The 7,556-nt window shown below is 36.3% G+C and carries 7 protein-coding genes; 3 read left to right on the top strand and 4 right to left on the bottom strand.

Annotated elements, in window-relative coordinates:
• Positions 1–382 precede the first annotated feature (382 nt).
• On the top strand, positions 383–943 hold the full coding sequence (locus tag K2X50_02030) for a hypothetical protein (GenBank protein ID MBX9586013.1): 561 nt from the start codon (positions 383–385) through the stop codon (positions 941–943).
• Between the two features lie 81 nt (positions 944–1,024).
• A complete protein-coding gene (locus K2X50_02025) occupies positions 1,025–2,980 on the top strand; it encodes a hypothetical protein (protein ID MBX9586012.1) in 1,956 nt (651 codons plus the stop codon).
• 476 nt (positions 2,981–3,456) lie between these two features.
• On the opposite strand, the gene K2X50_02020 is transcribed toward K2X50_02025, so the two are convergent.
• Together K2X50_02020 and K2X50_02015 are read right to left on the bottom strand one after the other, a co-directional pair.
• A complete protein-coding gene (locus K2X50_02020) occupies positions 3,457–5,403 on the bottom strand; it encodes a hypothetical protein (protein ID MBX9586011.1) in 1,947 nt (648 codons plus the stop codon).
• 423 nt (positions 5,404–5,826) lie between these two features.
• Positions 5,827–6,081, bottom strand: a complete 255-nt coding sequence (locus K2X50_02015) for a helix-turn-helix domain-containing protein (protein ID MBX9586010.1) — start codon at positions 6,079–6,081, stop codon at positions 5,827–5,829.
• A gap of 194 nt (positions 6,082–6,275) precedes the next feature.
• On the opposite strand from K2X50_02015, the gene K2X50_02010 reads away from it, so the two are divergent.
• Entirely contained in the window at positions 6,276–6,479 is a 204-nt protein-coding gene (locus K2X50_02010; GenBank protein MBX9586009.1) for a hypothetical protein, read from the top strand.
• 221 nt (positions 6,480–6,700) lie between these two features.
• On the opposite strand, the gene K2X50_02005 is transcribed toward K2X50_02010, so the two are convergent.
• Entirely contained in the window at positions 6,701–7,039 is a 339-nt protein-coding gene (locus K2X50_02005) for a hypothetical protein (protein MBX9586008.1), read from the bottom strand.
• A gap of 120 nt (positions 7,040–7,159) precedes the next feature.
• Positions 7,160–7,450: a toll/interleukin-1 receptor domain-containing protein gene (locus K2X50_02000; GenBank protein MBX9586007.1), complete on the bottom strand. Its 291-nt coding sequence runs from the start codon at positions 7,448–7,450 to the stop codon at positions 7,160–7,162.
• Positions 7,451–7,556 lie beyond the last annotated feature (106 nt).

Genomic DNA, 7,556 nt, shown 5'->3' with positions numbered 1-7,556 from the left:
CTCTCCCCTAAAACCCCTCATCGTGAAAGGAAGCTCTTCTAAGGCCCTGAATGCAAATGATTTGCCTTGGCGGAACCGCTGATGTGAGCACAGCATCTCCCGTTTATATATTTTGGGTGTTTTGGTCACTTAATGCCTGTATTCATAACTGTTGATTATAAAACCGGGAGATGCTTCCTTTTTTATATTTAGGGGGGAGAATCACGATTCTCTCCCCTAAAACCCCTCATCGTGAAAGGAAGCTCTTCTAAGGCCCTGAATGCAAATGATTTGCCTTGGCGGAACCACTGATGTGAGCAATATCCTAGGAATAAAATACCCTGTCAATAAAATTTCATACACTCTATGCTGAATCCTTATTCAATAGGGAATGTATGAAATTATGCACCTTAAAGACCTGGACAAAAATATTTATTTCTACATTTTGAGCTTTCTTACCATTCAAGAGTTAGGTCGACTTGCGCAAACTGATAAATTTAATAGAACTCAAAGTCAACATGATAACGTGTGGCGCCCTCTATTTATTCGCGATTACCATACCATGACATTTTACGATGGAAATCGATTCACAAAAATATGTTCCCATTTCAAGAATGCTTATCATGATAAATTACCACTTTTACCACTAATACAAGCTCAACATCTTTCTGAATTGGCAAGACAAATGGTGCTGCTTTCACATTTATTTCCGAAGCCGCAACTTGAACATAAAAAACAGGTTAAACATGTTTGGTATGGTTCTTGCGATTTTGGAGAATCAATTACTCGGGCCAACGGAGTTAGACATACTTATTTGAGAATCAAATCAGACTGTAGAAGTGATCGAGAGTCCGATCAAAGAAAAGCAAAAAAAGCACGGGCGGTGCTCAATACTTCTAAAGAACATACTCCAACCCTCGAACATGAAGACAATGAACCATTTAGATTCATTTACAAAAAATAAGAAGCTATTCGAACCATCCGGTTTGACACAGATTTCGAATTTTGTCATAGTAAATGCTGTGTTTACAAGGATGTGTGTGCGATGAAAGAAGGTGTATACGAATTACACGAGCAAAATTTGCCTGATTTAGATTTGTGTATTAAGTTTGCAGGCTTATTAATTGATATGGTGAAGCGTGTAAAAGCTAATCGATTAGATCCAAGAAAAAAAGAACTACAACCAAGTCACGGACCTAGTGAATATTTCATACATACAAATGATCTGAAACAATTCTTTAAACATTGTCATGAACCCATTACCATTTATGTGCCTTTAAGCGTAGGACAACCGTACCATGAAGGTGCCTCTGCAGCTTCACAAGTCGCTTGCTTACAAAATTTACGGGATGGCTATGAATATTGGATTCAAGAACAATTATCTAAAGAAGCAATATCACCTAAAAAAATTACGTTGAAATGGGATGCTGTATTGATTGATGCTGAAGTTACTCAAGCATTAAATAAAATTGATTCGGTCGAAATTGATCTTAATATGTCCAACGGACAATGTAATTTACTTTTACAAGATGAAAGATTAACGACCCATGAGAGTGAATTCATCGAAAAAGGTCGTGAACTGGAAAGAACATATTATCAATTATTCAGCAAGAATGAAAAATTCGAACAAAAAGACGTTGATATCTTACTCCGAATGAGAAGGTCTGCTACCGTTCGTTGGGCCACTTTGAAACATCATTATAAAGACCCTACGGTGATGCAAATTGTTAACAAACTAGAGCAAGCTTTTAAATTAGGGGCCCGAGCTATTAACAATCGAAAACCTGGCGATAAAAAATTTCCGACTGAAATTGAAAAATTATACGAAAGTGGAACTTTTAAAAATTGGTCATTAGATGTTAAAGTCAATGACCTTGCCTACGTTCTTATTGAAGACGTAATGATCCATTGTAAAATATTACCCAAAACAGTCCCTGGCGAAACAAAAACCGTTGCTATGATGTATCCTGGTCCTCTCAGCATGCTATTAGACACAGGTAAAAACATACTCTCTTGTGTATGTAGAGAACTCGACATTAAAGATTCTGTATCTAACGTCTCATGCGTTTATTTACAAGCAGAAAAAGTTAATCCAAGAGAGGCACAACAAGATAAATCAGCTGCATTATTTTCCGGAAAATTAACCGGTGATAACTCTCGACTTCTACCGCTTCAGGATACATCAATTGCACGAATGAAATTTATTAACTCAGCGGTACCAAAAGATAGAGGTGATAAATTTGTCATTGAAGCTATGAAAGCCACTTTGAATGATGAAAAAAAGCGCGACGCAGAAAAGCAATCTACTTTTGAGTTAGGACCCTATGCCAATTTTTTAAATAATTTCATGGATGAATACAAACATTATGATGAACTGATATTACAATTATGTTTGGATGCAAAACTTTCATGGGATCCCATAAGTCCAATCTTTACAATTCATAGATTTTTTACTGGTTTTTTTAATAAACAATCATCTAATCGGTCTACATCTCAACAAACAATGTCTATAAGTGGTTCCTTTTTTGAGCATAATAGTCATCATGATGATTCATTAATTCTTAAATTAGAGACACTAGCACACAGATATCAAGACACCGCCACTAAAGAAAAACGAAAACTATATCTAATTAAAACAGCCTGTAGACTCATCTGTTCTGCCGTGGAATTTCAGAATGAAGAGGGCGAAGAAGAAGCGCAGTCTCAAACGAGAAAAAGGTCTAAATCAGTGTCTTTAAGTTTTTTTCCTATGAACAGTCCGGCCGTTGGTGACGAAGAAGAGGGGCAAGAATTTATGGTCCCCGTAGTACGGCCCGCTAGCCAGCAACTCCCTCTACTCGGATGTTTTTTTTATATTCAAAAAATTATTGAGCTACTCGATAATGACATCACTTTACTCAATAATTTCAGATATTATCCGCACCCAATACCTGTAGCTGATTATCACTCTACGGCAAGTTCTCAATATAGTGGTTCTGTTCCCCTATCTCAAAGTAAATAGGTATTTTTTACGGTATCTTTCCCTATTCGTTTTCCTATATAGTCATCTCATCCAATGGTGATCCTAACCATTGAGGGAGGGGTGAACGCGTTGTATGTTAGCTAGCAAGTGCACTTAAGTCTCGGCATGTGTGTGGTTAATGAGGATAAGGGGGCATTTATGCCCCCTGACCTCTGTATGACGGCGTAGCGTCTTGAGTTGTGAGAGGTTTCCTTCAATTCCTTCTTTTTCAAAATGAAAGCCGACCTTATAATATCCAAATTTCATTATTGTGCTTTATGGGTATTTTTAGAATTTTACAAAAACGACTAAGTGCTAGATCTGATTGAAATTCAACAACATTTGATTTAACTCAATTTCCAAAACTGCGTAACCTCTCTCAACTCAAGACGCGACGCCTATTTAGTGAAGTTGTAAAACCTGCCTGAGACCAGACAGGTTATACTTATTTATACATCTAAAACAATCACAACAAATTATACACCACCTTTTGCCATTGCAGCTTTGGAAGCGGCAAGTTCTTCAATAAATGGGGTGAATCTCTCAGCTGTTTTTGAGTTAGTGTTCTTAGTTTTAAATTTATCAATTAGACTTGCAACACTGTTATTATATTGAACTGCCTTTGTATCAGCCTCCCCACTTAATTGCGCTTTAAGCTGAGTAGCCAATTGTTTGTTCTGATCAGTCTTTTGATTTTGAGGAACATCAACTTTATAGTGTGCTATCAATGGTGTCACAATAGCGGCAATAACATCTACTGCAATTATAGCGATCGATGCTGGCGTAAAGTCCTTTTGAGTACCTAGTTGTACTGCAAGTGCTGAAATTCCAAGTCCTAGTGCAGATAAAAGAGCCGGTACTTTTTTATTACTGGAATTCTCTGCAGCTTTGTCCAACACATCTAAAAGTCCATCGATATTACCTTGTAAAGATTTCAATTGATCATTAGAGAAAACATCTTTACCATAATTTTTCAGTAACACATCTGATAGATCTTTAAGTGCAGAAAACATATCGGTACTCTTTGCTTTCTCAACATCTTTTGAATCAGCTGTTGATTTCACTGTTTGTAACAAATTGTTTAAATAATTTAACTTTTGATCATCCGTTGGGGTGACCGGTGCAGGAATTTGATTCACTGATGTGACCATTGCAGCAATCAGATTGGAAGCTGAAATATTTGGTAGGTCACCCAGTTTTACATTCATTTTGCCCACAGTGTTTAAAGCTATTTCAGCACGAGAACGTAATAACTTTAGATGATCATCATCCATTGAACCAGGTTTATTAATTGCTGCTGTAACTTTCGCTGCGAGCTCATTTGAGGCTAGCACTGCTGCATCTCTAGCTTGAACCCCTGTTGCCGCTGGTTGCTGTTCAAGTAGATTTTTTGCTGCATCTAATGCCAAATCTGGAATAATCTCTGTTGTATCAATGCTGATAGGACCAGCAATGGTTTTGATTTCTGCTTTGACAACATACCCTTGCAATGAATTTTTAATTACTTCTGATGCTGCCAAATTGACCATATTTAATTGATTGAATACAAATTCAGCAATTGCATCAGCAATTTCGTCTGCACGCGGGGAAAATACAGCATTTGCCGCATTCGCATTATCAGGTGGAACTGATAGAGCAGCATTCAAACTAGGAGCTCTGGTGTAGGTCCTTAGGATATTCTTTGAAGTAGCCAAAGTTCCAGCGGGTGTGTTAATCAATAAATCGATTACTGCTGGATCATCAAATGCCAGCAAATAATGATCTTTAGCTCGATCAGCAGCCAAAGCAAATACGCGAGCTTTCTCCAAATTAATAGAATCTTGAAAATTAACCCCCATTTTCGCACTTATAAATTCTTTAGCGGCAGGTAAGATTTTTTCAGCATAATTACTATTAAGTATCCCTTTGACTAAATTATGAATAATCGATCCTTGATCGTTTATTTTGACTCGATTACTGTTAGGACCATTACCTAATTCGATTTCTGCTTTTTTTGTTGTCGCAGCATAATTTTCTTGCGGACCGCCTGCGGCAGGAGGTACTGCTACATAACCCAAACCTTGTATTACTGGGTCAATTGGATTCACTCTTAAAACATTTATCACATTTCCTTGATTCATTCGCTTAGTTAATGCTTCGATTAACGCTATACGACTTGCCTGATAATTTTCATAACTCACATAAACCTTACCATCACTACCTTTAATACTACCGTCAACGTTCCTAGCAAATTCATCTGCTCCGGCAGGAGAACCATCAGCTTTTACAACATTTCCCGCTGCACTTAATTTATTTCCTAGTGTAATACTCTTCTTATTTTGTTCTGGATCAACAACAGCTTTCGTTACCAATTTACCAAAATAATGTGTCGCTTCAATTAAAGCTTTCTCTTGAGTAACGGACATTTCAGGATAATTTTTCATATTACAATTCCTCATAATTAGTTAATTTATGCACACATAGCAGTATGTATTTTATGTCTCGAACTTATAGACACATTTTTTGTCTTATATATTCGTGACACAACTAAAAATTAAAGGATGAAGCAAAATATGAAAATCCGTAAAATTACTCACGAACTGGATGACCGCACCATTTTTATTCTTTTTTTAAGAAACATTTCCCCATAATCTCTAATCGAGATATTATATGATCTCTATTTATTAATTTTATGATATTCTGCTTTAAAACTTCACAACATTATTCAGTTAATAAGCTTTGTAATCATTACAACTATAAAATCATGTATAAAAAAATTCCCAACCAAATGTTACTTTGGTGCATTTAGTTAGATTAAAAGACGGAAGACACAGTCCAACTCTACGTTAGCATACAGACTCTATTATCTACCACTCCGTTTCACTATTATTTGTTTCTTCTTTTCCTAGCAAACGCAAATCCAAATTAACAGCAAAAAGAATGCGAAATAAGGTTTCAATCCTAGTCCCTTCAGGATGAGTCTCAAAGTGTGAAATTGTTTGCTGCTTCAATCCCACTAGATCTGCAACTTCTGCTTGGCTTAATTTTAATTTTATACGGCGATCAATCACACAGATCGCTAATACTTTTGGCGATATAATAAGCTTCTTTCGTTTCTCCATCATTTTGACTTACCCGCCACAGGGGGTAAAATATAATTTACCCCCTGTGGCGGGTAAGTCTCAATAAAATAATAAACTGGATATTGTGGGAACATATACTATAATTAAATTAGGTGCCGCTTCTTTATATTAGCACTGAGCACAATCAATCACAGATGCATATTGCCACATGGCGTTTCTTAAGGAGGATGTAAATGAATTTCTGGACTAGTGCTAATGATAAATTGCCCAAGGAGGGTGAACGCGTTCTTGCATGCTCTGTTCCTGGAGATGTATTTTTTGCTCAATATGTTGATGCGAGTAAGTCATGGTACCGTGAGCCAAGAGATAGCACTCTGATAGCTCAATATGTATCATATTGGGCATCAATACCACCAATACCAGAAAAATCGATCTGACCACACTTATCTCTTGATCACTTCATCGTGTACACCCTATGGTGTTAGCCATCACAATTTATCAGACTATATGTCCTAAATATATTGTCTTTGAGAATAAATATGACTAATTAAGGACGCTCCATTCATTTTTATCACGTGCGTGACAATTTTGTCGAAAACCGACTCTTATATCTCTATTTTTTATCGTACGTGATAAAGATCGTGATTTTATGACAGCTCTATTTCTTAGCTTCGCCCTTATCAACCAACCATTTTTCCCAACCTAATTGTTCTATATGAATCATTCCACTAACACTATACTCATATGGCACATCGCAACCGTGATTTTTTTCAACTTCAATATCGACACTACGTACAACATTTTCAGGCGAAATCGAATATAGTCCCTTTATCTTCGGTGAATAGCACTCAAACAATCTTATAGGGCTTATTTTTCGAAAGTAAAGTTTATCTCCTAATTGATAAGATGATTTCTCTAGGCACCTATCCATTTTTGAAATTTTAAGCCATTCACCGGGACAAGGATACTTCCATTCTTTTAGTGATTCACGTTCCAATAGATCAGGGAAAAATCTTTCTGCTATCTTAAATGCTGTTGTCTTTACAGACTCAGCATCAAGAAACTCACCATTAATTTGATTAAACGGTTCTGGACAATCTGATGGATTAATTTCATTTCAAAATAGCGGAATAATTCTATTACGCACACCAGCAGAGGTCACTTTTTGAAGTACAAGTTTTAACTCACCTAGTTGACCATTAGAGGATACACTGTGATTTGAGATAATAAAAATCCAACAACTTATTTCTTGGATCTTATCTTCTATTTCGTTCCAAATTTCAGAGCCTATTGTTTTGTCTAAGGAATAGACCCAAGCATTGATTCCCCGTAATTTTAGTTCAGATCGAAAATTTTCTACAAGCTCTTGATCTGGACCTGCGTAACTAATAAAAATTTGGTGTTGCATCCATTAAATCCCTTTGTATAGAACTAACTTTGCTAATTGAACTCTGAATCAAAAGTATAGTGTAAATTTAGAATATTGGCTTAGCAGTTGAATTTCGTCATAATTT

This window comes from Gammaproteobacteria bacterium (assembly GCA_019748175.1).
In the GTDB taxonomy this organism is placed as follows: domain Bacteria; phylum Pseudomonadota; class Gammaproteobacteria; order JAIEPX01; family JAIEPX01; genus JAIEPX01.
The sequence above is the reverse complement of the archived record's forward strand: the minus strand, read 5'-3'. Positions and strand labels throughout refer to the sequence as shown.